20 protein-coding genes and 1 CRISPR repeat array are annotated in these 26,751 nt (G+C 53.6%); of the genes, 14 read left to right on the top strand and 6 right to left on the bottom strand.

Going from position 1 to position 26,751, the window contains the following annotated elements:
• Nucleotides 1–957: 957 nt before the first annotated feature.
• Complete coding sequence (locus tag BM022_RS09990; protein ID WP_256209115.1) at nucleotides 958–1,278, top strand: PEP-CTERM sorting domain-containing protein; 321 nt, start codon at nucleotides 958–960, stop codon at nucleotides 1,276–1,278.
• 1,117 nt (nucleotides 1,279–2,395) lie between these two features.
• Here the strand turns inward: BM022_RS09990 and BM022_RS09985 are convergent.
• The 6 genes from BM022_RS09985 to BM022_RS09960 form a co-directional block, all read right to left on the bottom strand.
• Nucleotides 2,396–4,255, bottom strand: coding sequence for a glycoside hydrolase family 15 protein (locus BM022_RS09985; protein WP_091138959.1), 1,860 nt, complete (start codon nucleotides 4,253–4,255; stop codon nucleotides 2,396–2,398).
• Between the two features lie 222 nt (nucleotides 4,256–4,477).
• Nucleotides 4,478–4,894, bottom strand: a complete 417-nt coding sequence (locus BM022_RS09980; RefSeq protein ID WP_091138958.1) for a cupin domain-containing protein — start codon at nucleotides 4,892–4,894, stop codon at nucleotides 4,478–4,480.
• Between the two features lie 251 nt (nucleotides 4,895–5,145).
• Entirely contained in the window at nucleotides 5,146–5,739 is a 594-nt protein-coding gene (locus BM022_RS09975) for a cytochrome P460 family protein (protein ID WP_256209114.1), read from the bottom strand.
• A 52-nt stretch (nucleotides 5,740–5,791) separates the two neighbouring features.
• Complete coding sequence (locus BM022_RS09970) at nucleotides 5,792–6,244, bottom strand: carboxymuconolactone decarboxylase family protein (protein WP_091138956.1); 453 nt, start codon at nucleotides 6,242–6,244, stop codon at nucleotides 5,792–5,794.
• A 771-nt stretch (nucleotides 6,245–7,015) separates the two neighbouring features.
• Nucleotides 7,016–7,999 (bottom strand): NAD-dependent epimerase/dehydratase family protein, encoded by a 984-nt coding sequence (locus BM022_RS09965; protein ID WP_091138955.1) that lies wholly within the window; start codon nucleotides 7,997–7,999, stop codon nucleotides 7,016–7,018.
• Nucleotides 7,996–9,000, bottom strand: a complete 1,005-nt coding sequence (locus tag BM022_RS09960) for a ketopantoate reductase family protein (protein WP_091138953.1) — start codon at nucleotides 8,998–9,000, stop codon at nucleotides 7,996–7,998. Before BM022_RS09960 ends, BM022_RS09965 begins: the two co-directional genes overlap by 4 nt.
• A 744-nt stretch (nucleotides 9,001–9,744) precedes the next feature.
• On the opposite strand from BM022_RS09960, the gene BM022_RS09955 reads away from it, so the two are divergent.
• The 13 genes from BM022_RS09955 (at nucleotide 9,745) to cas2e (ending at nucleotide 23,905) form a co-directional block, all read left to right on the top strand.
• Nucleotides 9,745–10,653, top strand: a complete 909-nt coding sequence (locus tag BM022_RS09955) for a sterol desaturase family protein (protein WP_256209113.1) — start codon at nucleotides 9,745–9,747, stop codon at nucleotides 10,651–10,653.
• Between the two features lie 334 nt (nucleotides 10,654–10,987).
• On the top strand, nucleotides 10,988–12,382 hold the full coding sequence (locus BM022_RS09950; RefSeq protein WP_091138951.1) for a radical SAM protein: 1,395 nt from the start codon (nucleotides 10,988–10,990) through the stop codon (nucleotides 12,380–12,382).
• Between the two features lie 453 nt (nucleotides 12,383–12,835).
• Nucleotides 12,836–13,039 (top strand): cold-shock protein, encoded by a 204-nt coding sequence (locus BM022_RS09945; RefSeq protein WP_091138949.1) that lies wholly within the window; start codon nucleotides 12,836–12,838, stop codon nucleotides 13,037–13,039.
• 135 nt (nucleotides 13,040–13,174) lie between these two features.
• Nucleotides 13,175–14,287: a sodium:calcium antiporter gene (locus BM022_RS09940; protein ID WP_218146872.1), complete on the top strand. Its 1,113-nt coding sequence runs from the start codon at nucleotides 13,175–13,177 to the stop codon at nucleotides 14,285–14,287.
• A complete protein-coding gene (locus BM022_RS09935) occupies nucleotides 14,274–14,729 on the top strand; it encodes a CopG family ribbon-helix-helix protein (protein ID WP_256209112.1) in 456 nt (151 codons plus the stop codon). The genes BM022_RS09940 and BM022_RS09935 overlap by 14 nt, the downstream gene beginning before the upstream one ends.
• 806 nt (nucleotides 14,730–15,535) lie before the next feature.
• Nucleotides 15,536–18,094: a CRISPR-associated helicase Cas3' gene (cas3, locus tag BM022_RS09925; protein WP_218146871.1), complete on the top strand. Its 2,559-nt coding sequence runs from the start codon at nucleotides 15,536–15,538 to the stop codon at nucleotides 18,092–18,094.
• The gene (casA, locus tag BM022_RS09920; RefSeq protein ID WP_091138946.1) at nucleotides 18,091–19,608 is read left to right on the top strand and encodes a type I-E CRISPR-associated protein Cse1/CasA; all 1,518 of its coding nucleotides are present in this window, start codon (nucleotides 18,091–18,093) and stop codon (nucleotides 19,606–19,608) included. Before cas3 ends, casA begins: the two co-directional genes overlap by 4 nt.
• A complete protein-coding gene (gene casB / locus BM022_RS09915) occupies nucleotides 19,605–20,159 on the top strand; it encodes a type I-E CRISPR-associated protein Cse2/CasB (protein WP_091138944.1) in 555 nt (184 codons plus the stop codon). The genes casA and casB overlap by 4 nt, the downstream gene beginning before the upstream one ends.
• Nucleotides 20,152–20,790, top strand: coding sequence for a type I-E CRISPR-associated protein Cas6/Cse3/CasE (gene cas6e, locus BM022_RS09910; RefSeq protein WP_091138942.1), 639 nt, complete (start codon nucleotides 20,152–20,154; stop codon nucleotides 20,788–20,790). The genes casB and cas6e overlap by 8 nt, the downstream gene beginning before the upstream one ends.
• Before the next feature lie 40 nt (nucleotides 20,791–20,830).
• On the top strand, nucleotides 20,831–22,009 hold the full coding sequence (gene cas7e / locus BM022_RS09905; protein WP_091138940.1) for a type I-E CRISPR-associated protein Cas7/Cse4/CasC: 1,179 nt from the start codon (nucleotides 20,831–20,833) through the stop codon (nucleotides 22,007–22,009).
• Nucleotides 22,002–22,739: a type I-E CRISPR-associated protein Cas5/CasD gene (cas5e, locus tag BM022_RS09900; protein ID WP_091138939.1), complete on the top strand. Its 738-nt coding sequence runs from the start codon at nucleotides 22,002–22,004 to the stop codon at nucleotides 22,737–22,739. Before cas7e ends, cas5e begins: the two co-directional genes overlap by 8 nt.
• Nucleotides 22,729–23,628 (top strand): type I-E CRISPR-associated endonuclease Cas1e, encoded by a 900-nt coding sequence (cas1e, locus tag BM022_RS09895; protein ID WP_091138937.1) that lies wholly within the window; start codon nucleotides 22,729–22,731, stop codon nucleotides 23,626–23,628. Before cas5e ends, cas1e begins: the two co-directional genes overlap by 11 nt.
• Entirely contained in the window at nucleotides 23,606–23,905 is a 300-nt protein-coding gene (gene cas2e, locus BM022_RS09890) for a type I-E CRISPR-associated endoribonuclease Cas2e (RefSeq protein WP_091138935.1), read from the top strand. Before cas1e ends, cas2e begins: the two co-directional genes overlap by 23 nt.
• 189 nt (nucleotides 23,906–24,094) lie before the next feature.
• A CRISPR array of direct repeats spans nucleotides 24,095–26,687; the repeat unit is 28 nt; unit sequence GTCTTCCCCACGTCCGTGGGGGTGTTTC.
• Nucleotides 26,688–26,751: the final 64 nt, after the last annotated feature.

The following is a 26,751-nucleotide window of genomic DNA, read 5'->3' as shown; positions in this document are numbered from 1 at the left end:
AGTCAACATAATCGGCAGCCAAAAAGCCACCATATTCGCCCAGGTGGGTCAGTTTTACTCCGGCTCAGTGGGTCAGTATTACAGCGGCGCTAACACCAACAAATGCGAGTGACATTCCATGCATGCCGTCTTGGATCGCATCCCTTATTCGGAAGGCACTCCTTGTTTGAGATCCACGCAGATGTTTCGGCGGGCAACTTGGTCCAGTCTTTCTCTTCTTGCGCGTCTTTCAGAGCTTTGACAGTTGTATCATCCGGATAATACTTTCCTATCCACTCATTGAGGACCGCTGCGGTGACCAAGAAATTGAATATGTCATGTGAATGTGGAGGCGCAGTGATCTTGCTGGCATCAGCAATGAGCTTTGCCAGCAGGTCAACGGGTTTGCTGATCCCATAAGATATGTCACTCATCGTCGAGCGGGCCATACGGATCCTTTATCAACGGGACAATTGGTGATGTACGAGTTCAGAACGAAAGCAATCTAACCACTGCCGTATGACTTGGCTCTTTATTTTTACAGTCATGTGTTCTATAAACTCGAAAGAGAAAGGGCAAAAATTCCAGACATAGACCCCCTTTGGACGTAACAAGGGGCGACATATAAATGGAATCGAACACTGATAGCTTAAGCCCTTCATCTGACGCTAATAATTTTTCTGAATTGCGTAAACGATCCCATTATTCATGTTCTTATTGCATATCTTACCGGTCCCGGTTGTAATGACCATCGGACTTTAGTACACCTGTCACCGAGTATGGTATTTCGATGATGTGGAGCAGCTTCCCATGTCCTAAGATGAGCACGGATAGCGAGCGGTAAATTATAGCTGAGCTTCCGTTTGGGATTCTGCTAATCTCGACGGTCTTTCTAGACTATTCGGCTCGCGTTTCGCCTCTGCCCGACTTTCATATCTCGTCGACCTCAACAGCAAGACAGTATCGTACCTTGGCATCTTGGGCGGTAGTTTCACTGAGGCGTACGGCATCAACGACGCAGGGCAGGTGGTGGGTTGGTCTTACTCGGCTAACGCTCAGCACGCTTTCATCACCGGCCCCGATGGCGCAGGCATGATCGACCTAAACTCGCTGTCGCTGGTTGGTCTGCCCGCCGGGGTGGTTCTAGAGAGTGCGACTGGCGTCAATAACGCAGGGCAGGTTATTGCCGCCGCAATTCCGGACCCCGAGACCTACATGCTCCTTCTTTCAGGCCTGGCCCTTGTTGGCTTCATCGCACGGCGAAAGAAGATGGATGCAAGGGCGCCGTGCCTGGAATAATCCTTCACCGGTCGAACACTTTCACTTGCTGTAACGGTATTTGCTTGGTCAGCCAATCGCCTTGGCGCGCGTAATAGCCTGTAACACTTGCCGTTCACCGGTTCTTTGGCAAAAATCAGCATCTTTGCTTTCGGTCAAGGCTAAGTACTGGGAAGGGTCTCGCCAGCTTTGATCCTGCCTTAGCAGCGCTGAATGTTGATGGGTGGGGCAACTTCCCGGCCTACGCTTTATTAAAGTAAAGCTCCTTGTTTTTGGGATGAACTGGTATACAAATAGATGGAGGTATGGGGTACTCGAACCGAAATCGCAGAGCATGTGCTCGCGGAAAGTCTGGACCACCCGAACAATCTAAAGGAGATATGAAATGAATACGAGGAACATGCCAGGATTTACTGCAGAAAAATCCATTTACAGGACGAGTGATCATTATCGTGCGATAGCTAATACTCCCAATGACGTGAGAAGCAGTCGCGAAGTCTTGCCCCAACTACCTATAGGTTTCTGCCAAGCAAATTGTGACAGCATTCAGGATGGTTTTTTAAGAAGCATTTGTGTACTTCGCTGCTTTGACCAAACAGGTGGAGGCGGAGGAGGTGGTGGCGGCGGTCCATTTTGTCGTCCGAGTTGCGGGCGGTGTTTAGCTGACCCAGACTCACCGACAGGCCGATCTAGAACATGCATTAGACGCAACTGCGACGATTACGTCCGCGCCTGCTAGTCGCTAAGAATGTAGACCTGGAAACATTGGAACAGATGGGAGAGGTGTTCAACGTCCTGCTGCAGGTGCGGAATGAAGGATGCATGTTAATCTGTACAACTCTGCCAAGGCCTCGGTGGCCAAATAGGCACCGATTCCACATCGATGATTTAAGCTGTACTGATCAGTTCAGTTTTGCTTTATCCAATCCAATGGCTGTTGTACGCTAGTCGAATTCATAATGGTATTTTTAGCAGCTTTTTCCCACAGAGCAAATATGGTTTTTTCCGACTGGACTTCCCTTGTCTTCGGGGCAAGGGTTTTCCTCCGATTTTACGGACACATCTAAAAAGGCTGGTAATGAGTCAGGAGGTGTGCTTGGGAATCAAGTCCAGGGTAAATGGCATATTGGAGGCTGGCTCATTCCACCGAAGCTTCCCGCGCCGCGGGGCGGTCTGCACGAGGACAGTCGCGGAGATCAGCGCGCTGTTGCGCCGGACCACTGACACGGCGCAAGTTATACGCCGTGTTGATCAGACCGATGTGGGAGAACGCCTGCGGGCAGTTTCCCAGTTGGCGCTGGAGGCGGGGATGGTATTCCTCCGCAAGAAGCCCGAGGTCGTTGCGCAAAGATAATAGGTACTCGAACAGGGCTTCCGCATCATGGGGGCGTCCGATCATTGTATAGGCGTCAGCGAGCCAGAAGCTGCATACGAGGAAAGTGCCTTCCTCCCCAGGGAGTCCATCTTCGGTCTCCTCAGGCCGGTAGCGCAGCACAAGCCCATCTTCCACGAGCTCGCGCTCGATAGCCTCGACCGTGCCACGAAAACGGCGGTCCTCGGGCGGCAGGAACCCGACTTCCGCCATCAGCAGGAGCGAAGCGTCAAGCGCCGCACCCTCGTAATGCTGAACGAAGGTGTTCCGACTCCTGTCGTAGCCACGTGCCATAACTTCCTGATGAATCTCGTCACGGATCGCGCGCCATCTCGCGGCAGGGCCGGGGAGGCCGGACTGCTCCACGGCCTTTACGGCCCGATCAAATGCGACCCAGGCCATCACCTTCGAATGGACGAAATGCTTGCTTCCACCGCGCACCTCCCAGATACCTTTGTCGGGCTCCCGCCACAGGCCCTCCAATCGGGAAAGCATTGTTTGCTGAAACCACCAGGCGTCCTGGTTCGGCCCAAGTTGGGACTTGCGGGCAGTATGAAGCGCATCCATCAGTTCACCGAACACGTCGATCTGGATCTGGTCGTACGCGCCGTTGCCTATGCGCACCGGCCGGCTGTTCTCGTAGCCCGGCAGCCAGGGCAACTCGATTTCGGTTAAGCGGCGCTCGCCGCCGACGCCGTACATGATCTGCATCTGACCAGGCGCGCCTGCAGCGGCGCGTAGCAACCATTTTCTGAACGCACCAGCCTCGTCGAAGTAACCGGCGTTCATGAATGCGTATAACGTAAGGGTTGCATCACGAATCCAGCAGTAACGGTAATCCCAGTTGCGGAACCCGCCCCGTTCCTCCGGCAAAGAGGTCGTGGGCGCCGCGACGATCGCGCCGCTCGGCTGATAGGAGAGCGCCTTGAGCGTGATGAGCGAGCGCTCCACCGCGTCCTTCCATACCGGACTCTCGAAGTCGGAAAGCTGACAAATGCGAACCCAATCCCGCCACCAGTCGGCCGTGTGTTCAAGCCTCATCTGGGTGTCGCCGACGAAATGGGGCTCACGATGCAGCGGATGGTAGGCGAGCGTAAAGGGGACCACTTCGCCCTCTCTCACCTCGAACTCCGCGGTTGTACGCATGTCTTTGCTGTAAAGAGGGACACGGGTCACGAGCTCGACTGCGTCTGGTCCGGCCACCGCGTGTATTCCGTAGTCGCGGCGGCGCACCCAAGGAATGGTCCTGCCATAGCCGAATCGCAGGACGAAGTCCATCCGCATCGACACCCGGCCTGACACTCCGCGCACGAGGCGGATGACGTCGACCTTCTCGGGGTCGTCCGACAGCGGCATGAAGTCCGCGAGGGTTACCGTACCGTCCTCCGTCTCAAAGGTAGTCTCGAGGATCGGCGTGTGGGGCAGGTAGCGTCGGCGGGGTTGCGCTACCTCGCTCACAGGCGATATGCGCCAGTACCCGTGCTCCCGCGTTCCCAGTAGAGCGGCGAAACAGGCATCGGAGTCGAATCGCGGGAGACAAAGCCAGTCCATCGAACCGTCCTGCGCCACAAGCGCCCCGCTTAGCATGTTGCCGATGAATCCGTAATCCTCAATAGGCTTGCTCATCCCGCGCCTCGGAACGCCGGGAAGGTTGACGTTCCACTATCGACGGATATCGTGGTCCCGTTCATGTAGCATCAGCTTGCAGCTGTAATGACATAGGCCTGTAAAGAATTCGGGATCTCGTTAATAGGTTTAGGAGGAATGAAAAATGACACTAGATAGTTCCAGTTTTAGTGTTGGCATATTTGCCTAGGTGCTCCTTCAATGTACGCCAAGCCATTACAACTATTTGTCGTTCGTGACCAGGTTTTTTTCGTTGGTATCGACGACAAAGACGGCCAGCAGGCGTGCGGGTTGAGTCTTACTGTTATTTGCGCTGACGCCATGATGATCGCCCGGCAGTTCGGCGAAGTTCTCGCCGGCGCGATAAACCTTTTCCGGTCCCTCATTGACTTTGCTACGAATTTCCCCCTCCAAGACTGTTGCATAGATGAAAGCCGACTTTGGATGGGTATGTGCTGGCGATGAGCCACCCGGCTGGTATTCGACAAGCACGCCTTTCATGCTCTTGCCGGGCACATTCGGAAGAACGTGATCAAAGACGACCGTTACCTTGGACTTATCAGCGGGCAAGTTATCGGCTGATGTTGCGCTCACGGAGAGCGCTGCGAAGGCAACCCCGCAGAGAAATTTATTTAACATTGTGTTCTCCTTCATTGATAAAAATTAGTGGAAATAATCCACGCATGATGCCCTCGGGCCCTCCATCTAATCGCGAATCAGAAGGCTTGTTCTTCGGAAAAGCATGGACAGACGAACGCGCAGTTTATCGCCCGTCCTGCGCACCGCTTCACCGGATTGTAATCCTCCCGCACCGAGCCCCAGGCTCTCTCGGCAAGACAAGACCCCATAGTCGCCAGTTTCGCTACCTTCATGTTGATTCCCCAGTGTGTTTATTGTGGTTTGAGGGTGGGGTAGCCCTCGATATATACCCAGTCGGTTTGTTTTGCCGGTATATGGCAGGGAAGACAGCTTTCCAGGTAACCTTTGGATGTATTGATCTTCCGGTTTCCGGCTTCGTACAGCGCCCATCCCCAACCTTCCCCCCAGTTGGCATTGCCTTTGAAACGACCTTTTGTATCCTTGATCATCACAAACCATACGGATATATCGCCTGCCCATACCGCCGGTCCAGTCGTCAACGGACGTGAGATGATCTTGCGGATTTCCTTGACTAAAACTGCGCCATCGGGAAAATGGCCAGTTTCACGAAATGCCTTTACTACCTCCGGCTGCGTGTAGACATCATGGAAGCCGTGGCCGGGCGCATTGGAATCATTAACCGCCCATGAGCCTAAATGACTCCAATTCGGTCTGTAGTTTTCAGGCAGGCTGATTTCGCCAGTTTTATTGACATAAGTTGCATAGGTTTTGGTCGCAAGGTCACTTGCATAGGATTGATAGGTAAACAGAATTCCGGTCAAACCGAGGAATGCAGCTAAGAAGTGGCTCATCGTATATTCTCCGTTCATCAAGATCTTGATCATTTCCCGACTGAGCCGAGCAGCGGCTTCGGCTTGAATGAATTGTCAGCCATGCTCATGCCTTGACAGGATAACGGCTGGAAGTGGCAATGCGATTCCAGGCATTGATGACTACCGAAAGCCACTCGACAGCCGATATCTCATCCTTTGACAAATTGGCTGCTGCTTGCTCATAGACGGCATCTGGCACTTGCCCGTCAGAGATCAGTGTAATTGCTTCCACCAGTGCCAACGATGAACGTTCCTTTTCGGTGAAATACCCCGTTTCCCGCCAGGCTGGCAAAACACTTATGCGATCGCTTGACTCGCCACTGGATAGGGCATCTCGAGTATGCATCCTGACACAGAACGCGCACTGGTTGAGTTGGGATGCACGAAGGCGCAACAGATGTGCAAAGCCAGCCTGGATGCCCGCGGAAGCAACGGCCTCAGTCGCCAGTTTCTCAAGGCCCATGACTGCCTGGTAAAGCGCTGGAGCTGATTTACCAAGATTGACTCTTTCTGACATGAAAATCTCCTTACCTGTATATGTAGCGTGTATAGGCTGTATGTATAGGGTTAGCGAATAAGCTCACCGGCCCGGCCGCGCAACACCTGCGGATGACGACAAGCCGGCGGGCAGCGGAAATCGAATTACGCGGCTGGGTCCGATGCAGCGCTGGGTTCGGCGTGGTGAACCTTCAAGATCGATGACCGCAGCACTCATCCGTGTGAAGCAATACAAATTCCCGGATGCCCCATTGCCGGGCGGCCGGTCACCTGCTCCACGCCGTCCGCTGCTCTTGATGATCTACAGTAAAAGTTTTGCAATGGATCGTCCACCTGACATTGCCGTTCCGCAAATTCATTTCGTTTAGAGGTGGGGTTAAAGAAAAAGCAAGTGAGAGATGGCTGAAGTTTTTATTCCCACGTTTACAATTGATAACGTATTGATGGGGGGTGAATGGCACCAAAAGCGCGATAAGTTGCTCAGCGCTTTATGCTACAGACTAGAAGGCGAGAATGAAGAACCTGTGCGCTCCCAATCTAAGCTCTTATAACTCGGCTCGAACGGCGCACTGGTACACAGACGCAGTCATAAAATTTGCTTACCATGTGTCGACATCCTCGAACAAGGGAGAAGCTCCAGTTCAGCCAGTGTTTGCCGCGGTTGGACCGGGTTATGCTGAAAGCGCTGAGACGAGCGCGTTTGTCGAATGAATCCTTATCTTTGAAGCTGTAATCTTGTGTTGTTTCCCTATCTTGGGATTAACTTTCTTCAGACCATGATTTCGCTGGTTTAGATCCAATGCTGCTCGCGGTACCAACGCACTGCATCCGTTGCCGATTCCGCAATGGGCCGAGGCTTCAATCCAAGCTCGGCAAAGGTTTCCGAAGTATCGAAGTGCATAGTACGTTTTGTAAGCCGCACACCTGTGACTGTCGCCATGGGCATGCGATGTGAAATATGATCGGCCCACAACTCATTGAACCAGCCAATCGCCAGCGCTACTGGATATGGAATGGCCCATTGTGGCGCCGGGCGGTTCACAATTTGCCCAAGAACTTGCAGCCACTCGATCAACCGATAGTTGTGCCCTCCGAGCAGATATCGAACGCCAGGTCGGCCCCGTTGCATTGCACGCACCAATCCCTCAGCTACGTCGCGCACATCAATCAGATTTATACGGCAATCAAGATAGGCCGGAATCTTGCCTTGACAGAACGCAACCGAAAGACGGGTTGGAGGCGTTTGATTTCGGTCCCCCGGTCCAATGGGCAACGTGGGACTGCACACAACGGCTGGAGCGCCGGCTTCTGCCAGTTGAAATACCGCTTGCTCCGCCCGAAATTTACTCAAGCAATAAGGTCCAATCATGTCCTCTTCCCGAAAGCGCAGAGACTCAACGGCTCCACCATGGAACTTATCCGATGTAAGAATACTTTCAGTACTTACATACAGCACGTGACTCGCGCCGCTGTCGAGCGCGGCCCGCATGACATTCAGAGTACCTTTATGGTTAATTTGGTCATATTCACAGCGATTGCGGCGCCAAAGATTGGGATCAGCTGCTAGATGATAGACCCGATCGCAGCCGCGCACCATATTTCGAATCGCTCCTGAGTCTCGAATGTCTGCTCGAACGAGTTCAATGCGTTCAAGGGGTAAATGACTTGCAACAGCCGCAGGATGTTCAAGAACCCGTACAGGTTCACCACCGGCGAGAAGTCGCTGCACGAGATGAGAACCAATAAACCCGGCGCCACCTGTTACCAGGTTCATTTCAAAGTACCATGCGGCAGAGACGCAGCGAGATGATGAAGGTGCGCTCGTAGCTTCGGGAGTCGCTCGCGAGAGATTCTATCAACCAGATTGATAACGGCATTATTGATTGGACAGGGAAAACCTCCTGCAAGTCGAATAAGATGTCCGTTATAAGCGTCAATCTCAGTGCGTCCGCTTCCCATATCCGGACTCATAGAACAATAGGTTCCGCGTAACGAGGGTCGAAAAAATAGCCCCATGAGTTTGGGCAAAAGCGGTGTTTGCAATATACGCATGACGGTGTCCGGATGAAATGGCCCAATTTGTTCCAGCGTGAGGCCGGCGTGACGCAGGATGGAATAATTCTCCTGTAATAAAGCGAAGAATAGCTTTTGCGTGAGCGGCTCAATGAGCAATTCAGCGTTGTCAACACCAGCACCTGCTGCAAGCGGTGAAATGGCTGCGTTGTACATCAGTTTCGTTGCTTTGAATGGCGCAATATCAGAAACGCGCTTGACCGGAAAAATGTTACCTTCTGTAAAGGCGGAGGCCAGGGCGTTAATGTATTCATGTTCGGCGCTGGTTGCCCTTCGCCGCGCGCCGATATGCAGAGACCCTGGGCGGGTAAGGCGAGCGGTGAGGCGATCAGCAGGGCACTCAGAGACAAATGAAGCAATGGCTTCCGCAGGGTGGTCACATTCCTCAAGCTTCCTGTCATAACCATTTTGAATTGGCACGAGGGCCTGAGTATTCGCGATTCGTTCCAGGACAGGAGCGTTATCGAATGTTTTTGTGCATAGCAACACCACCTCGTCCGTCGGGGGCACCCATTCGTCAAAATGGATGAAGTGTGCTCCGTGAATGAACTCGCCATCCAGCGTCATTTCATCGCGGCAACCAGCGGCAATCTTCCCCGGGTTCGAGTCGACTATGCTTACGTCCCATCCCGCACGAATAAGACATGTCGCTGAAGCGATGCCAATACCTCCGGCGCCAATAATATGTGCTGATGATTTCATATCCAAAGATGTTGGCAATGGGTGCGAATAAGGCTTGCAGGACTGATATGGAGTGGACTGGCAAGTGGCGTAAACGCGCTTCTACTTCTCAAGCGCAGTAAGGCTTGATATGCCAACTACGCAGTGTTGCCGTACGCCCACGCATACACCTTATATTGCGTTTAATTTAAGGTAGGCACCGTTCGGTTCCATACATATCAGGTTTGTATTTCTAGTGTTGTCTGGATTTTTTATCTTCAATTGTCGGACATCGCACAGAAACTCTGGAACGTATATTCCATTATGCAATATCGATATATCGACGAGTATGGGTTACATTCAATGCAAACCGGCTTTATTCCTGGCTAGCTCTATGAATCAAAAAGGGATGCAGGAAGCTAGGTCCAAAGAAATTTCAGGCTTTGTCTTGGGTTGTTTAGCATCTGACGGGATCAGGAGCAGTCGGTAGCAACAGACAATGAGAGAAGAGCGGTATCTTTCTATTTTTTTTCCCGCAACAAAGCAACAGCAGGAAGAAAAACTTTGAAAGTTATTGGCAATTTACAGATATCCCAATTCCCTAGATCAATGTCGGTTTTGCCCGCATGGTCCAGGGCTTGGGAGCCGACGGAGAGACACGGATAGGGTTACCGGCATCGATAAACGAATCAACCTGAGCAGTATTAGTGTGTCTACCAAGCCATTGTTTTAAGATAGCACCGATGTATAGGGGCTTTTTCATGTCAGCTGACTCTTGCCTGATTATTGGCGGATATTACCTATGGGCGCACCGCCAGGGTGGCTGAAATCGTTTTAGAGGCTGAGCCGATTGTCCGACTAGGTTTTTTTGTCGCGATTCTCGCTGCTGTCGGTATTTGGGAAGCTCTGGCGCCGCGACGTAAGCGGAGTCTTACGCGGCTCAAGCGTTGGCCGAGCAATCTCGGCATCGCGGCGTTGAATACGCTAGTGCTCCGAATCGTATTCCCGACTGCGGCAATCGGCGTTGCATTGCTGGGTAAAGAGCACGGCTGGGGCTTGTTGAACGTTTTCGCCCTTCCAGAATGGATGGCGGTGTTGATTGCTGTGGTGGTCCTCGACTTCGCCATTTACCTTCAGCATGTGTTGTTCCACGCTGTGCCCTCACTTTGGCGGCTGCATCGGATGCATCATGCTGACCTCGATTTTGATGTGACCACCGGGGTGCGTTTTCATCCGATTGAGATCGTGCTTTCCATGGGGATCAAGCTGATGGTCATAGCCGCTCTTGGAGCGCCAGCGCTTGCAGTGTTGATTTTCGAAGTATTACTCAATGCAACCTCATTGTTCAACCATGGCAACGTACGCCTCCCCCTATCCTTCGACAGAGTTCTGCGCTGGCTGGTGGTTACGCCTGACATGCACCGGGTTCACCATTCCTGGTACCCTAACGAGACAAACTCCAACTTCGGATTCAATCTGCCCTGGTGGGATCGGCTGCTGGGCACGTATAAAGATCAGCCCCAGGATGGCCACGAAGGGATGACCATTGGCATCAATCTGTTCCGTGAATCGGCTTGGGAACGACTCGATCGAATGCTGATCCAGCCTTTCGTCGGGCCTGCTAATAGCTACCCTATCAATGCACGGGAGTCTGCCGGGGAACCCTCGAAAAAAGACACGGAGGAACAGAATTGAATCATTGTCCGGCGTACTGTTATACCCAGCTACTTCCCAAGAATTGTTGATTGCACGGCAGTTTTAGCAGAAGGTCGAGCGCCATTGAACGCTTACGCAGCTCATCGATTCTCTGCTCAGCCTGCATTAGATCTCCAAAGAGTTCTCCTCGCCGTTCTTCCAGTCCCCGTTCTTCCAGTCCCCGTTCTTCCAGTCGTTGTACGCCTGCTACGCTAAGTTCAGCCTCATATCGAAGCAATTTTTCCCACGTTCTTCAACTCGACGCTAACGATGAATTAAACCTAGAGCAGATAATCCAATAGAGATACCCTGAATTCTTGTTAAAGAGGGATCTATGGCTTATATGACACCTGAAGCAATCGCTCAGTACGCGCCGGACCGGTTGCCATCCTCGAATGCCGAGGCCAGGGAGCGCGTGACTAGAACATTGGCTCGCTTGAATCTAGCTGGACCGAATCAACAATCCGGCCAGCGCTGGGCAATTGGTTGTGTGGCGCTGGAGATTACTCAACGCTGCAATCTAGACTGCACCTTGTGCTATCTCTCGGAAAACTCCGAAGCAGTCCAGGATCTTCCAATCGAAGAGATTTTCCGGCGCATTGACCTAATTTATGCCCACTTCGGGCCAAACACCGATGTTCAAATCACGGGAGGTGAGCCAACGCTGCGCAAGCATGACGAACTCCTGGCGATCGTCCACAAGGTGCGGTCGCTCGGCCTACGTCCGACACTGATGACAAACGGGCTGCGAGCGACCCGGTCGCTCCTTCGACAGCTAGCGAACGCAGGACTCATGGACGTCGCGTTTCACGTCGATACGACGCAGCAGATTAAAGGTTTTCGCACGGAGCTCGAGCTCAACGCGCTGCGCCGTAAGTTCATTGACCGGGCAAGCGGGCTGGGTCTATCCATAATGTTCAACACCACGGTACACGATAACAATTTCGACCAGGTTCCAGATGTGGTCCGCTTCTTCGTAGCAAACGCCGCTTCGGTTCGCACAGCCTCGTTTCAACTTCAAGCCGATACTGGCCGCGGCGTTCAGGGTGAACGCGGATTGCGCATCACCCAGGAGACTTTGGCACGCCAGATCGAGCTGGGGGCGGGTACATCGATCCGCTTCGACGCGTCCTTGATCGGGCATCCCTCCTGCAGCCGCTACGGAATGTGCTTAGAAGCCAATGGTTCGCTCTACGATGCCTTCGATGACCCTGATCTAATCTCGCGGGTACAGGCAGCGACCGCTGATATCAAACTGGATCGCTCTAACCCCCCCGCCTCGGTAAAGGCATTCGCGCGCTGGCTCGCATTTAACCCAACCCAATGGTGGCCATTACTGCATGGGGTGGCCCGAAAAGCGTGGCAGATGAAAGGCGATCTGCTGCGGGGTCGAGGGCGCGTTCATACACTCTCGTTCGTGATGCACAATTTCATGGATTCGAAGCGATTGGATGGGGATCGCATTAGTGCATGCGTTTTCAAGGTAATGACATCGGAGGGTCCGCTGTCGATGTGCATGCACAACGCCAAGCGGGATAACTACATTCTCCGACCAATACGGCTTTATCGACGCGAGGCGGATCAGTTCTGGAATCCAATTCTGGGGACGACCGGGCGTGAACCGCTGGAGATTGCCATCGATTCCCTTCCGGCCCCGGCAACCAAGCGCCTTAAAGGTAAAGGCCGATCCAGAATGAAGGCCTCGGCGGCAGAGAAAACCGATACGTAGCGCTTCATCAGATGAAAAATTAACGCAAAAGGCGAGGGGTGCCCGGAGCAGGAACAGGAACAGGAAGGACAGATGATGGTTATTGCGGAAAGTGATCTGGCTTGGTATTCCATTATCATTTGATCTTCAGGTCCATCTTTGTTGGCAACGCGCCTTTCGACATTGCGAACGGCGTCACCCTATAAACGAAGGGCTCCTCTCAAGCAGGTCTTGACCCGTTGCTTGCGAGTGCTATGACAAATCAAGAAGGAGTTTGACGGGGTGGTTGAGGTATCCCTGCTTAGTCAGGCTTAAAACGGATCAATAAACAAAAATCTGCCGAAGCGGTTCGATTGAACACATGGAATTGTTAGGTACGGTAGCGAACATATCTCTCGACAAAAGATTGACAAAATGCGGTCAGCCCTGAAAGCGAGGGTCTCTTTTTTTAATTGATATGTATAGGAAACAAAAATGACAAACGGTACAGTAAAGTGGTTCAATGATTCAAAAGGCTTTGGCTTCATTACCCCTGACGACGGCGGTGAGGATTTGTTCGCGCACTTCTCGGCGATCAGCATGTCCGGATTCAAATCGCTCCAAGAAGGTCAAAAAGTAACGTTTGAGGTTACTCAAGGCCCGAAGGGCAAGCAGGCCTCAAACATTCAATCTGCGTAAGATTTCATGCTGGGGCGGATGAACCGTAACCAGCATGATCCATTACAAAATTACCTGAACGAGAAGCGCTTCCTTAGTAGGGGGGCAAATGATCGCGAGCGTTACGACCCGTGCTGGAAGAGCACTGGCTAGCTCTTGCTCGATGCCTTTCCTGCTGAAGCTCGTCATACGGCTCACCAGCTGAGCTCCGAGAGCGCGCTCATGCCTCTCTCAGCTGCGCAGGACTATCCGCTCTGGATCAACAGCCTGATTTTCCTGGTCGCGGCGGTGTTCATCTGGTTCGCCGGAACGCGCTTGGTGCGCTACCTGGATGCCATTGCGGTTAAAACCGGGCTGGGGCAGGCGTTCGTGGGCATGCTCCTGCTCGGAAGCATCACATCCCTTCCTGAAATCGCAAACGTGATGACCTCATCATCGATGGGAAATCCGTCGTTAGCGATCAACAACCTGCTCGGAAGCGCGTCGATCAATGTTCTTTTGCTCGCGATTGCCGATTCCTTTATCGGCCGCGATGCGCTTACTTCGCTTGTCGCGCAGCCGGCCACACTGATGCAGGCAACGCTTTCCATGATAGTGATGGCGCTCGTCGCTACCGCCATCACCAGCGGTGATACCTCGGTTCTTGGCATAGGAGCATGGAGTATTGCGGCCTTCGCGAGCAGCATCGGTGCATTCTGGCTCTGCGCACAATACGAGCGCACCGCACCATGGGCCGTGAAGGAGGAACCACAATCAAAGGAACGCGGCATCCCCAGCGTAGAGAACGCGGGTCCGCAAAGCCTGCGACTCCTTATTGCCAGGGCGGCAGTTGCCGGCGTCGTGATCTTCATCGCGGGCTATTGCCTGTCACAGACGGGCGATGCCTTGGCTGTTCAGACGGGGCTTGGTGCAGGCCTCGTCGGTTTTGTTCTGATCGGCGTCTCGACCTCGCTTCCTGAACTGAGCACGATTGTTGCTGCGCTGCGAATGCGCAAATACGAGATGGCGATTGGCGAAGTTCTGGGCACAAACTTTGTGAACGTGTCACTCATCCTGCTTGCTGACGCCATGTTTACCGGTGGCCCGGTCATCAACGAGCTGGGCCGGTTCGAGATCGCTTCAGCGCTGCTCGGTGTTGTTCTGACGGGCGTTCTCTTAATAGGTTTACTCGAGCGGCGGAATCCGACTTTCCTTCGTATGGGCTATGACTCGCTTGCCATCATGCTGGCCTTTTCGGGTTGCCTGGTAATGCTTTATGCGATGCGATGATGAACGTCTTCTTCTTGCTCTGCGCGAATCATTTATCCTTCATAAGTCCTTTATCAATCATAAAAAACAATGGTTACTGGCGGATATTGTAGACTTGCATCGCGGCGGTGCGGAGGTGTTACTCTGGCGGCACCAACAATTCAAGAGGTGCAAACCAACGGCCACCACATCACTAAAGCTTTCGGACGAACTCAAGCAACGAGCTATTGCCGCAGCTGAGAAAAAAGGAGCGTCGCCCCATGCTTTCATGGTCCAGGCGATAGAAAGAGCAGCCACGGCAGCTGAATCGCGTGCCAGCTTCGTAAGTGAAGCTCAAGCAGCACGGGAAAAAATGTTAGCTACCGGCGAGGGCTTTGATGTCAATGAGGTTCACGCCTACCTTAAGGCGCGCATAGCCGGCAACAATCCTGTAAACCCGAAAGCCAAATCTTGGCGAAGCTGAGCTATTCGGAACGTGCGCTTGCCGATCTCGAACGACCAACCGACTTTTTGATTGATAACGATACAGCGGCGGCAGCAGAGACGCTTGAATTAATCGAGGAAGCGGTAAATTTATTAATCCGGCATCCCCTTGTGGCCGGCCTGTGGAGTATGGATTGCGTGAGTTGGTCATATCGCGCGGACGTACCGGCCTCGTGGTCCTTTATAGCCTGGAGGAGGCTCAGGACGCTGTCCTGATTCTTGCGATTCGTCATCAACGCCAAGCAGGGTATTTAGGGCAAGAGGAGGATTGAGCCGTCACTGATACGTATTGCAGCAGCTGCTTTGCCGATCATTCGGTTCGCTACGCTTAGCGCGTGGTGACCCTAATGGAAAACCTAGTGGACGGATAACATCCCCCGCCCACGAGGTTTCCCACCGGGATTGCTTACAGGCACCCACCCCTTCACCACACAAAGGAAATCTTCCTGACGCATTATGTGTCAGTTGCTTTGTCCTTATTCGAGGCCGAAATTATCAAATCTCCTTGGTTCATCGCATCGGTCACCTTGCACCTGTACTAAAGTCCAGTGTTCATTAATTGCTGAGCACGTAAGATGTGCGGGGTGCGCAACTCGACAATGCGGCTCTCGCGCGCCTTTACCAGGCTGTAGCTGATTCTTAAGCTCAGGCTAAGTTTTGAAGAATTATCGCGATCTTAGAGAGCGTTACATCTTTGGGCAGACGTTTAGAACTTCGTTGGACGAAATAATGCTTGGCCGCGGAATAAAAAAATCAACAGCACCGTTTAATTTGCCGCCGCTGCCCTTGAATCAATGTTTGGCCAAATCACGCAGAACCGGTGAGGGCGCAGTATTGCCGGGGCAGTCGGTACTTAGCCACTGCCATATTGTCGGCGAAGTGGCGCGCGCGATAATGGCCCGCATGCCTGATTGGCTGCGTTTAGAACTTTTTCCTGCTGGCGCTGAATTAATTGCCGCCGCTCACGACATCGGCAAGGTCAGCCCGACTTTCCAAAAGAAGATTTACAGTGCGCTGTCTCAAGAAAATGAGGCGGTGCTTTCATCGTTGAGGGGCTTTAATTCCGACGCTGAAAAATTGTGGGGAGGACATGGCGGCGTCAGCCAGGCGACGGCGGAGGAACAGAAAACCGGCAAATATATACCTGAAATTCTCGGCCAGCATCACGGATTTTCGCCAAACTTAGCCCTATATCAAGCCACCAGCGAGGTATTCGGCGGTCAGCCTTGGCAAACGCAGCGTATTGAATTGCTGTCGCAACTCAGGCAAGCCCTGGCGGCTGATTTTCCCGTAGTAATCGATGGGCTTCAAGCGCGCGTACTGGCCGGACTAACCACGGTTTCCGACTGGATCGGCTCCGGATCGCTGTTTGAAGACCCCGGTATCGATTGGCGGCCACGAATCGAACAGGCATTGGATTCAGCCGGATTCATACAGCCACGGCTAAAACCCGGTTTAAGTTTCGTCGAAGTATTTGGCTTTCCCCCCAAGCCCGCTCAAACCAGGCTGATCGAGGCAGCGAACCAGCCCGGCGTGTATGTGCTCGAAGCCCCGATGGGGCTGGGCAAGACCGAGGCCGCCCTGTATGCGGCTTATCAATTGCTGCAAAAAAATCTAGCGACGGGTATTTACTTCGCGCTCCCCACTCAGCTGACTTCCGACAAAATCCATGAACGCGCCAATGCATTCCTGGAGCGGGTTCTAGAGGATGGTTCGCCTCACAAGCAGGCCTTGCTGGTCCACGGCAACGCCTGGCTGAAGCAGTTTGAAATGGGCGAGGAAGGCGATCCTGGCGGGGCCTGGTTTGCCCAGGGCAAGCGCGGCATTCTCGCGCCCCTTGCGGTGGGTACGGTTGACCAGGCCTTGATGGCGGTCATGAATGTCAAGCACGGCTTTGTCCGCTCCTTTGGTCTGGCTGGCAAAGTGGTGATACTGGATGAAGTGCATTCGTACGACAGCTTTACCGGTACGATCCTGGATGCGCTGGTTAAAGCGCTGCGCCAGCTGCACTGTACCGTCATCATCCTGAGCGCCACCCTGACTCGGGAACGCAGGGACAAACTGCTGGGCATGGCGCCGCAAAAAACTGCTTGCCCCTTGAGCCCTTATCCTTTGATTACCGCCCAACCCCATAGTCGCGATCCTGTCGATGTCGGTGCGATGGAAATTGCCGTGGAACAGATTCCCGATGTGTTGGTGGCCGTTGCTCATCATCCGGAAAACGATGCCATTGAAGAGGTTTTGCGCCGGGCCGAAGAAGGACAGCAGATATTGTGGATAGAAAACTCCATACAGGACGCGCAGGACATCTATCAGAAGCTTGCTGCCCGCACTCCTGGAATGGGCGTTTCCTGCGGCCTGCTGCACTCGCGTTTTACTAAAGCGGATCGCGGCGCCATTGAAGATGCATGGGTCACTTTTTTTGGCAAGGACGCTGCTGATACTCGCGGACAGCAAGGGCGTATTCTCGTCGGCACGCAAGTGCTTGAGCAATCCCTCGATATCGACGCAGATTTCCTGGTTACCCGCATTGCCCCTACCGATATGCTCTTGCAGAGGTTGGGCCGTTTGTGGCGGCACTCGGAGACTGCGCGCCCGGCGACGGCGCAACGCGAGGCGTGGATACTCTCCCCTCATCTGCCAACCGCCGTCGTATCCCCCGAGCTGGCCTTCGGTGCAACGGCGAAGGTTTATGCGCCCTACGTGCTGTGCCGCAGCCTTACCGTCTGGCGGGATATTTCCCAAGTTCGCCTGCCGGGACAGATTCGCGAGCTAATCGAAGCCACCTACGCCGCTCAGGATGAGAACGAGCACATGGCACGGCACCTTCACAACCTGGAGACCACGCGCGGGCGGCTAGCAGGCCTTGCGTTACAGGGACTGTCGAAAGGCGGCACCACGCAGCCAGAAGAAAAAGCCCAGACCCGGCACAACGAGATCGAATCCACCGAAGTACTGCTGTTTCGCGCTTGTTCGCACGACTCTGTGGGGAAAGGGACCCGGGTTACGTTACTCAACGATGAAAGACTATGGCTCCCGCACAACGGACGTGCGCTGCAACGCAAACAGTGGCGCAAGATCAGCGCCAAGCTGATGCAAAACACATTGAAAGTTGCCGATTATCTCGCGCCAAGCGCAGTCAGTAAAAAACGCATTGAATGGCTCGGGGATTATTTCTACCTGGGCAGACCGGAATATGAGGAAAGCGTCATGTTGCGGGTGGCACTGGTCGACGAAAGCGGGTCGGTCAAATTGCTCGACAACGGCATGGCGAATCCCAACTACCATGTCTCTTATGACAACGTAGTCGGGTACAGAACTACAAAAACAGGAACAAAAATATGATTGAAAACCGGTTTAACCTTATCGACGAGCCCTGGATTCCTGTTGTAGACGCGGGGCGAGTCAGCCTGATGCAGTTGTTCAGCCATCCGGAATACCGCGCGCTCGGCGGAAATCCGGTACAAAAAATCGCCTTGACCAAACTTCTGTTGGCTATTGCCCAAGCTGCCTGTACACCCGAAGACGATGACGACTGGGCAGGCCTCAAGCCGGAAGGCCTGGCAATCAAGTGCCTTGAATATCTCGACAAGTGGCATGGCCGGTTTTACCTCTACGGTGAAAAACCATTTTTGCAGATGCCCGTCTTGAATCGTTTAATAAAAGATGAGGAACCTAAATCCTTTGGCTCGGGTTTTTATCCGGACGTGCCGTCCGATAACAATACGATTTTGAATCAGGCTCAATTGGAAAGAAAACTGGGAGATGCAGAAAAAGCAGTTTTCATCATAACCATGATGAATCTCGCATTGGGGGGTAAGCGGATTCACAAGAATATTCCGCCGTTGACACCGCGCTATCAGGGCAAAACCGTTTCAGCCAAGTCTGCACCGGGCCTAGGTAACTACGTGGGCTATCTCCATTCTTATCTCATCGGCGATTCGATACAGGAAACCATTTGGTTGAATTTGCTTACTTTGGAAAAAATTCAGGGCATCAAAATCTGGACAAGCGGGTTGGGCGCAGCTCCGTGGGAAGAAATGCCTTCTGGGGAAAGTTGTGAAATTTCCATGCAGTTAATAAATTCTTACATGGGATGTTTAGTTGCGATGTCCAGATTTATGCTCTTGAAAGACGAGGGCATTCTTTATATCGAAGGGATTCAGTATCCAAGCCATAAAGAAGGATGGTTTGAGCCAAGTATTAGTCTGGATCGTGGAGGTGAATCCATCAGAGCTCTCTGGTTGGATGTGGATAAAAAGCCTTGGCGTATGTTGACATCTTTGCTTTCATTTTTGAATGCCGGAAATCAAAAGGGTTTCGAATGTTTGCAAATCAGATTTGGATTCCAAAGAGTGAAGTTGCGTGATAAACCTATAGGCGTCTGGTCAGGCGGATTAAAGGTGAGAGGGTCAAGTGGCGATCAATCGGTAAAACAGGATGACGACTTCATTGAATCGTACGTTATTTTACCTGCTCCTAATTCAATTACAGGTGAAGATAGGAGTAGGTGGTTTAGCGGCCTATCAGAGGAAATGAACGAGATGGAAAGCCTCTCCAAAACGGTTGACTGGGCAACCGTCAGTTATTTTAAAAACCAGAATAAGAAAGCCAAAGAGCAGGGTGAGCAAGCCAGCAATCTCTTCTGGCAACTATGCGAGCGCCGGTTTCAGGATCTGGTGAGTGCTTGTGGCGATGCGGACCAAGCCCACGCCATGCGCCGGACTTTCGCCCTGTTTGCCCTCAAAGCCTATGACACCTATTGTCCCAAGGACACCGCCCGCCAGCTCGACGCCTGGGCAAAAAATCGGCCCAATTTAAGCAAGTATCTCAAAAACCCCGGCAAGGAAGCAGCATGAGTACCGATACCCAAGACGCATTGCAGAAAACCGGCTCATCTCGCAGTAGAAGCCTGGCTTTCGTGGATTACATCATCAACCGCTGTCAGGCTGACAACGGAATACGGGCTGCACTCAAGCGCGCCGACAACCCGGCGACCGAATACCAGAGCTGGGAGATGCTGGCAGGTTTTCGCATAAACCTGGAATATGAAAACCAGCGCTTGCCCCACGCCACCGTTGCTGCTGCTATTGCCCGGGCGAAAATCGAGAAAAATGGCACGGCCAATATCGGTCAAGCCATTGCACACTGTTACGAGGACGGCAATGCCAGCGACCAGGCTAAAGCGAAGCTGCGCCGTTTATTAGCCTGCGATTCCGTGCCGGAGACCTGCCGTATTTTACGGCCGTTGTTGGGTCTCATTGAATCACGGGGCGATATCGTTCCCGACTATGCCACCCTGCTGAACGATTTGCTCAGGTTTGGTTATGACGACAGCCGGGCACATATCAAGGCACGCTGGGCGCAGAATTTTTACGGGAAACAGGGAAACGGGGAAAAGGATGAATAAAGACGTCCTGGCTTATGCGAGCGTGCTCCGTCTGAGCCGAGCCGACGTACACATCCTTGGGATCAAGGATGCGTATGCCCTGCACAGGGCCGTGTATGGGCTGTTCGAAGACACTCGTTCCGATGCCGAGAAGGAGGCCAGCGCCCGCAGCGGCATCGTCTACGCTGACAAGGGCGGGGATTTCAATACGCGCCATATCCTGATGCTGTCCAACCGCAAGCCGCATCAAACCCCCCAGTTTGGCAAGGTAGATACAAAGGCCGTTCATCGGGATTTCCTCGCTCACGAACGTTATGCCTTTGAAGTCAAACTCAATCCCGGCAAGCGCGACAAGAAAACAGGAAAAGTGGTGCCCATTCGGGGGCGCGAAGCCATCGAGCAATGGTTCAAGGCGCGTGCGCCGAACTCCTGGGGGTTCGGCGTCAATTCCGAAAACCTGCAAACGGAGCAACTCAGCGTACAGACCTTTGAGAAATCCGGCACGACCATTACGCATGGCAGCGCCACGCTCAAAGGTGAACTCTCGGTCATGGACAAAGATTGCTTTACCAAGAGTTTCACCGACGGCATAGGCCGAGGCCGCGCATTCGGCTTCGGGCTGCTGCAAATCGTGCCCCTGCACGCTATTTAATTCCCCCTGCATTCAATTTCATACACTTAGAAGGTACAAAATGACGATCAATAACCCTTTCAAGAATCTGCGCATCGAGTTTCACATCCTGCAATCCTTCCCGGTTACCTGCCTCAACCGCGACGATGTGGGCGCGCCTAAAACCGCCATGGTCGGCGGCTTGCAGCGCGCCCGTGTCAGCTCGCAGGCGTGGAAGCGCCCGGTGCGCATGGTGATGCATGAACTAGGGGGGATTTATGGTACCCGGACCAAATTCATCGGTAGGTTGATTTCTGATGCCTGTATTGCAAAAGGCGCAACACCCGAACAAGCGCAGGCCTGTGGTGACAAGATTGAAGGTGCGTTTATCAAGAAAAAGGAAGGAAAGAAATCAAAAAAAGGCAAGGAAGCCGTCATTGAAAATGAAGTGGAAGAAATCGAAGCGGAATCAAATTCCGAGAAATCAGACACCTTACTTTTCCTAAGCCCGCATGAGGTTGCAATCATTGCCGATGCCTTTGCAGCAAAAGGGTTTAACCAGAATGAAGCTATTACTCAAAAGGAGCAGAAAAAGCAAGCCAAAGAAATAGCAGATTTGATCGGCAGTGCGTCCAAGGCAATTGACGCGTTGGATATCGCATTTTTCGGGCGCATGGTAGCCCAGGCGGCCGACCTGAATGTCGAGGCCGCCGCCTCGTTTTCCCATGCCATCTCCACCCACAAAGTCAGCAATGAGGTTGAATTTTTCACTGCGCTGGATGATCTTGCAACGGAACCGGGTTCCGCGCATATGGGCAGCCTTGAATTCAACTCCGCAACTTATTACCGCTATGTGAGCCTGGATCTGGGCCAGCTTTGCCAAACCCTGGCTGGGCAAAACCTGCCCGAAGCGGTCGAGAACTTTACCAAGGCGCTATTCATTGCGGTGCCTGCCGCGCGTCAGGCCACTCAGTCCGGCGCCTCGCCTTGGGAATTCGCCAAGGTGCTGGTCCGCAAGGGTCAACGGTTGCAAGTGCCATTCGAAACGGCGGTCAAAGCGAAGGACGGCGGTTATCTCCAGCCAAGTATTGAGGCCATGACCGGCTACTTGGCCAAGCAGGAAAAGCTGCACGGTAGCCTGTTCGGCAAGCAGGCGGAATATACCTATGGACAGGACGAAAGCTTTACCGTCGATGACCTGATCGCCGCGCTCAATCATCATTCCACGGAGAGCGTAGCCAACGCCAAAGCGAATGCGTGATCCTTACCTATTGTTATGGCTGGAAGCCCCGCTACAGTCGTGGGGGCATGACTCCAAATTCGGGCGGCGGGATACGCTGTCTTTCCCTACCAAGTCGGGCGTGTTGGGCCTGGTATGCGCCGCGTTAGGCGCGGGCGGTGAACAACGGGCGCTTCTGGCAGAGTTTGCCGCACTCGGTCAAACCGTGGTCTCTTTTGTACGCGGCAAACAAACCGCAGCCGGCGCTAGCAAACGGGATAGAGAGCCTCTGTTACGCGATTTTCATATGGTCGGTGCGGGTTACGATCTGAATGATCCATGGCAGGCATTGTTAGAACCTTACAAACGTGATGGAAAACCTCGAAAAAGCGATGGCGGTGGCAATAAAATGACCTACCGCTACTACTTGCAAGATGCTGCATTTGCCGTGGTGCTGGAAGTGCCCATTGATAAAGCCGAAGTCGTTGCACTCGCTCTGCAAAATCCGGCCTGGGATATCTATCTCGGGCGCAAGAGTTGCGTGCCGACCGATTTTATTTATCGCGGAACCTATGACGATGAAACAGCAGCGCTGGAACAGGCCGCTTCCATTGGCAGGCAAAAAAACCGCGTCGAGGATTTCCGGGTACTGCACGGCGCGTGCAGTGAGGGCGAGGCGGACGAGGTTTTTACCATCAACGACGTTCCCTTGCAGTTTGGTGAAGACAAACGTTACGGCGACCGTCAGGTGAGCGTGATTCATGCGGGATGAGGCCGCGTGGCCCACAGCGCCGTCCAATCGCCTCCTCATCAAGGTCACTCGCGATAGCCTGCCTCAGGTCAAAGACAAATATCCTTTCATCTACCTTGAGCGTGGCCGGCTTGAAATCGATGACTCCAGTGTCAAATGGATAGACTGTGAAGCTAATATGGTACGTTTGCCGATTGCGACGCTCAACTGTCTATTGTTGGGTCCGGGCACCAGCATTACCCACGAAGCTGTAAAAGTTATCGCGCAATCCAATTGCGGCGTGTGCTGGGTGGGAGAGGATAGCCTCCTGTTTTACGCTAGCGGGCAAGCCCCCGCCGCCGATACACGCAACATGCGCGCACAACTCAAACTTTCCGCCGATCCGAAAAAATCGGTGGAAGTTGCGCGGCGCATGTTTGCCCGGCGTTTCTCCGAAGCGGATCTGACCGGCAAATCGCTGCCGGAAATGATGGGCATGGAAGGCTACCGCGTGCGCGCGTTATACGAACAAAACGGACAGAAGTACGGTGTGGGCTGGAAAGGGCGGAGTTTTACCCCCGGCAAATTCGAAATGGGCGATATCACCAACCAGGTGCTTACCGCTACCAATGCCGCGCTCTACGGTATTTTAAGTTCATGCGTGCATAGCATGGGCTACTCTCCACACATCGGCTTTATTCATTCTGGCAGTCCTCTGCCATTTGTTTATGATCTAGCAGATCTATACAAAGAGCATCTTTGCATAGATCTGGCTTTCGCGCTTACGCTTGAGATGGCTGGACGCTACAACAAACACAAAGTGTCCGCTGCTTTTCGCCAACGCGTCATTGAAACGGATTTATTGGGCAAGATAGGCCAGGACATCGAGGCTATGTTAGGAGTGAAAAATGCTCGTAGTGATTGCCAATGATCTGCCGCCTGCCGTGCGCGGGCGAATGAAGCTCTGGTTTATCGAACCGCGCCCCAATGTATTCGTTTCCGGCGTCAAGGACGCTGTTGCGAGGAAAGTAGTGGACTATCTGCACGATCACTGCCCGCGCGAAAGCGGCCTGATGATTTTCCGCCGGATTCCGGAAACGCCGGGTTATGAGATTCGCGGCATCGGCGATACCCGGCGCGATCTCATCGAGATTTCCGGCTTGCAATTGGTGATCGAGAAACAAATATTGTTCGGGCCCTTGGCCTGATCCCTTCGGGATATATTTCTCCCGCCTGTGTCGTCGTCGTAAATTGACTAAACATTATGAGAAATACCCTGCTGCTTCGCGGGCGGGGTTCCTTATTTTGTAGCGTTTAAGTCCGGGCCGTCTCGGACGGCTCGATTACTGAAACACAACCCATAGTGTTATAGTAACGTTCCTTAACAATTTGTTGGTGTCTTCCCCACGTCCGTGGGGGTGTTTCTTCTGGCGCACCGATATGCCTAGTAGCTTACGGGTCTTCCCCACGTCCGTGGGGGTGTTTCTAAGCCCGCTCGAAGAATCGGAGGGTCTGGAATGTCTTCCCCACGTCCGTGGGGGTGTTTCTACATCCTTCGTTTTCTTCGTCTGATCGGGCTCGTCTTCCCCACGTCCGTGGGGGTGTTTCTATAAAGCTCAAGGCCGAAGTGGAGGGTTATCGGTCTTCCCCACGTCCGTGGGGGTGTTTCCACAGGTTAAGCCTGAGATGAAGGAAAGATTGAGTCTTCCCCACGTCCGTGGGGGTGTTTCTGAATCGGTTACGGCTGGCGCGATCTTCACCGAGTCTTCCCCACGTCCGTGGGGGTGTTTCCGAAAGTATGCTACACCGACATCTGAACAGCGAGTCTTCCCCACGTCCGTGGGGGTGTTTCTAAGTGTTCGCACCGCTGGCCAGGGTTGCGGCAGTCTTCCCCACGTCCGTGGGGGTGTTTCCCCTTATCGGATTGAAGCGGCAAGCGTACGGCCGTCTTCCCCACGTCCGTGGGGGTGTTTCCGCCTCACCGCGCCTCAAGGGGCGGACAATCTGGTCTTCCCCACGTCCGTGGGGGTGTTTCTTCGCCCTACCTTAGCTCAGCGGACATAGTTGAGTCTTCCCCACGTCCGTGGGGGTGTTTCTGCCACAGCGTTATCCCGCCCGTAAGCTACAAGGTCTTCCCCACGTCCGTGGGGGTGTTTCCTTCCCGACCTTGACCGTGAAGCCCAGATACGGGTCTTCCCCACGTCCGTGGGGGTGTTTCCAGTTCTGCATCAGGTGACGCCGACGTTGATTGGTCTTCCCCACGTCCGTGGGGGTGTTTCCAAAGTACATGGCGAGCGGTGACGCGGTAACGAGTCTTCCCCACGTCCGTGGGGGTGTTTCCATCAGTGGAAGGCAGAGGATCGCGAGAAAGCGGTCTTCCCCACGTCCGTGGGGGTGTTTCTATTGTCTGTGGCGGTCACGTTAACCGGCACTAGTCTTCCCCACGTCCGTGGGGGTGTTTCTCAGATCCAGCGTGTCATACAGGCACGAGCGCAGTCTTCCCCACGTCCGTGGGGGTGTTTCTAGGCGCCGTTCGCGGATATGGCCCCAACGCACGTCTTCCCCACGTCCGTGGGGGTGTTTCTCATCGAGCTTTCCGTGTCCCATGTCGGTAAACGTCTTCCCCACGTCCGTGGGGGTGTTTCCAGCCCGCCGCATTGCCTTCGTACTGGCATCGGGTCTTCCCCACGTCCGTGGGGGTGTTTCTGCTCCGTGATGAGATTGGTGGTGCTGCTGTGGGTCTTCCCCACGTCCGTGGGGGTGTTTCCTACTACAAGGACCGGAGTGTAGTTATAGAAAGGTCTTCCCCACGTCCGTGGGGGTGTTTCTAAATATGGATGGATGCAAGGCGGCGTTTCCGGGTCTTCCCCACGTCCGTGGGGGTGTTTCCCTATTAGCCAACGCAGCCGATTCGTTCTATGCGTCTTCCCCACGTCCGTGGGGGTGTTTCTACGCTTGTACCAATCTTTAATCTCTTTAAGGCGTCTTCCCCACGTCCGTGGGGGTGTTTCTCCGGTAAAGCATCACGGTGCCCATTTCACCGGGTCTTCCCCACGTCCGTGGGGGTGTTTCTGGCTTCGCAGATATGGATGACGATATACCATTGTCTTCCCCACGTCCGTGGGGGTGTTTCCCGATCCGGACTCTTTTTACGCAGTCGACGTTGGTCTTCCCCACGTCCGTGGGGGTGTTTCCTAGGGTATGTCCAAAAGTATGTCCAAAAGTATGTCTTCCCCACGTCCGTGGGGGTGTTTCTGATGGGGTGGATAACGACCCTGAGACTGGTGTGTCTTCCCCACGTCCGTGGGGGTGTTTCTTGGTATCAATGGGATCGTGACGAGCTGGACGGGTCTTCCCCACGTCCGTGGGGGTGTTTCCAATGCTGGCGTGGGATCATGGATATGATGTCGGTCTTCCCCACGTCCGTGGGGGTGTTTCCTACATCAACGCGTGGCATCTGCCGAACATTCGGTCTTCCCCACGTCCGTGGGGGTGTTTCTTTTGTTCCAAGTGGTGGCTCCCAGTCCGCCGGGGTCTTCCCCACGTCCGTGGGGGTGTTTCTGAAGTAACCCATCGCAAGAAGCACCGCGCTCCGTCTTCCCCACGTCCGTGGGGGTGTTTCCCGACGAGCGACCCCGATACCACTACTTGGGATGTCTTCCCCACGTCCGTGGGGGTGTTTCCAAAGCCCGGTCGATACCGCCACGCTCGCTTCAGTCTTCCCCACGTCCGTGGGGGTGTTTCTCATGCTTATTGGGATGCTTTGGGCAAGGTCTGGTCTTCCCCACGTCCGTGGGGGTGTTTCCATAGAACAATCTGGGCTGTCTCCACGCACACTGTCTTCCCCACGTCCGTGGGGGTGTTTCCCTATATGACAGGTCTCTGGGGTGATGACTTGAGTCTTCCCCACGTCCGTGGGGGTGTTTCCTGAACTGCGATGAGCGAAGCGCGGATTTACCGGGGTCTTCCCCACACCTGTGGGGGTGTTTCTCAATGTGAGGCAATCGTCAGCTCACGAAACGGAATTTAAAGCACGTTAACGTCTTACAAGTTA

This window comes from Nitrosospira sp. Nsp14, assembly GCF_900113575.1.
Lineage (GTDB): Bacteria > Pseudomonadota > Gammaproteobacteria > Burkholderiales > Nitrosomonadaceae > Nitrosospira.
This window is presented reverse-complemented; position numbering and strand designations above follow the sequence as displayed.